This is a genomic window from Streptomyces sp. AA1529, assembly GCF_000280905.1.
GTDB lineage: Bacteria > Actinomycetota > Actinomycetes > Streptomycetales > Streptomycetaceae > Streptomyces.
Genome location: NZ_ALAP01000040.1, coordinates 1 through 2,658 on the forward strand (window position 1 = coordinate 1; position 2,658 = coordinate 2,658).

Annotated in this window: 2 protein-coding genes; one reads left to right on the forward strand and one right to left on the reverse strand. The window is 69.4% G+C overall.

Annotation, left to right across the window (positions count from 1 at the left end):
- Nucleotides 1-612: 612 nt before the first annotated feature.
- Nucleotides 613-1,794, reverse strand: a complete 1,182-nt coding sequence (locus tag A949_RS0111970) for an epoxide hydrolase family protein (protein ID WP_019356251.1) — start codon at nt 1,792-1,794, stop codon at nt 613-615.
- A gap of 82 nt (nt 1,795-1,876) precedes the next feature.
- Here A949_RS0111970 and A949_RS0111975 point away from each other — a divergent pair, with 82 nt between their 5' ends.
- Entirely contained in the window at nt 1,877-2,452 is a 576-nt protein-coding gene (locus tag A949_RS0111975; protein WP_026004572.1) for a CGNR zinc finger domain-containing protein, read from the forward strand.
- Nucleotides 2,453-2,658 lie beyond the last annotated feature (206 nt).

Sequence of the window (2,658 nt, forward strand, 5' to 3'; positions counted from 1 at the left end):
GGGGGGGGGAGGGGAGAGACATTGGGCTAGCTCTTGGCGACTACAGTCTCCATGGGGAGCCATACAGGGAGCCATCTGGGGCAGCACCGCCCGAACCGCCTTGGACGGTAATGGACGCGCTGCGTTCATCTTTCCAGGTCAGGCTGGGTGAGTCCCTTTTCCCGCAAGAGGGCGCACTTGACTTACAAGCAGGATGTCACTGGTTCGATCCCAGTTGTGCCCACATCATAAATGCAGGTCAGGGGCCCATCGGCGGAAGTCGGCGGGCCCCTGACCTGTTCTCGGGCGGCCAGGCACCGTCTTCTCGGTCGTCTTCCCGGTCACCAGCGGGCCGGATGAGATCTGCGGCGGCGGTGTCGGATCCTCCTCCGTGGCCGTGGCGTGCCCGGAAAGCCGGTCGGGGCGGTCTTCGCCGGACGGTGCTGGAGCGCATCCGGCGGCCGGGCCCGGCCGCCAGATGCGCCCGGTCGCCGGCCGTGTCCGCCGTGGGACAGACCGACCGGCACGGACGCGGCGCCGTCGCTGCCGGTGATCTTCGGGCCGACGGGCCCGGTCTCCAGCCGCACGCCGCCGCTGTCACCGGTCATCGTGCGCCGGGGTGCCGGGCCGCGTTCACCGAGTGGCGGCCAGTACTGCCGCGAGACCTTCTTGCAGATCCTTGACGAAGTACTCGGGAACCTCCAGCGACGGGAAGTGCCCGCCGCTTTCGGGTGCATTCCAGCGGACGATCTGGCGGTACCGCTCCTGCGCCCAGGGGCGGGGGCTCTTCTCGGTGTCGTGGGGATACATGGTGATCGCCGACGGGACGTCGACCCGGAGTTCGGGATCGAGCGAGTTGTGGCTTTCGTAGTAGATACGGGCAGCCGAGGCGCCGGTCCGCGTCAGCCAGTACAGGGTGACGTCGTCCAGGACGCGGTCCCGGGAGATGGTCTCGAAGGGGCTGTCCTCGGTGTCCGACCACTCGGCGAACTTGTCGAGGATCCAGGAGAGAAGTCCGACCGGTGAGTCGACGAGCGAGTAGCCGATGGTCTGCGGCCGGGTGGCCTGCTGCTTCGCGTAGGCCCCGCGATGGCGCCAGAAGTGGCGGGTCTCCTCGGTCCATTGGCGCTCGGCAGTTGTCAGTCCGTCCGTCGTCAGCCCGGGCGGTGCCTCGGCGAATGTCGTGTGGATGCCGAGGACGTGCTCCGGGAACCTGCCGCCGAGGACCGTGGTGATGTTGCCTCCCCAGTCGCCGCCGTGGGCTGCGAACGTGCGGTAGCCGAGTCTTTCCATCAGCCGCACCCAGGCTGCCGCGATCTTCTCGGTGCCCCATCCGGTGGTGGTCGGCTTGTCGCTGTAGCCGAAGCCCGGCAGCGAGGGGATCACGACGTGGAACGCCGGTGTGTCCGGGTTCTCCGGGTCCGCCAACTCGTCCACCACGTCGATGAACTCGGCGATGCTGCCCGGCCAGCCGTGCGTCAGGAGCAGTGGTGTGGCGTCGGCGCGTGGGGAGCGGCGGTGCAGGAAATGGATGCGCAGACCGTCGATGGCCGTGCGGAACTGGCCGATCCGGTTGAGGCGCGTTTCGAAGGCTCTCCAGTCGTATCCGGTGCGCCAGTAGTCCACGACATCGGCGAGGTCGGCGAGGGGGACTCCCTGGTCCCACCGGCCGGGGCCGGGTGCGGAGCGCTGGACGGTCTCGGCTTCCGGCAGCCGCGCCGCGGCCAGTCGTGTGCGCAGTTCGTCGAGGTCGGCTTCAGGTGCGTGGGCTTCAAATGCTTCGACTGCTTCGACGTCGCTGGTCGGACGGGACATGGGACCTCCTGGTCACTGCGGAACCGGCTTAGACGGTTCTAGCATGGCGCCATGTCGAGTTGCAACCGGCCATGGTGGTTCTATGTGTGCCGGCTTGCCTGACCTCCGCCTCGGCAATGTGCCGGCCACCAGCTTCACGGCGACCCTGACGGAGCGTCATGGCGAGGCCGTGGAGCGCATTCCCGCGCCGCAGCGGCTCGTCGACTGGCTGGCGGTGTACGGCCTCGTCGTGGATTCCTGCGCCGACGCCCAGCTCGAACTCGCGCGGGAACTGCGGGAGTCGATCGACCTCGCCGCGACGGCGGCCGCCCTCGGGGACGCTCTCCCCGCACCCGCTGTCCAGGTCATCAACGACCGCAGCGTTCAGCGGCGGGCCGCCGCGATTCTGACGCCCGAGGGCAAGCGGCACTGGCAGCTCGGTCCGGATGCGCGTGTGGAGGACGCCCTCAGCGTGATCGCCGCCGATGTGATCGAGATCATCGCCGGTGAACGCGACGGGAAACTGGTCCTGTGCGCCTCACCGGCCTGTCGGGCCGCCTTCTTCGACGCCAGCCAGAGCCGCACCCGCAAATGGTGCGACATGAACACGTGCGGGAATCGTCGGAAGAAGGCGCGTTTCAACGCCAACCGGCGCCGGCACTCCGGACCGGCGGAGTGAGCGTCTCCCGGTCCCTTCGGAGGGCGGGCGCTGCCCGGCGGCGCCCTCGCCGGCCGGAGCGCGTCGGGGGAAGCGCGCCGATGCCCGGATGAACGGCGCGGACTTCACCGACGGCGGTCACTTCACCGACGGTGCGGACTTCACCGACCGCGCGGGAGGCGGCGCCTGGAGCGGGAGCCGAGCGGCGGCTGAGACCGCAGGCCCCG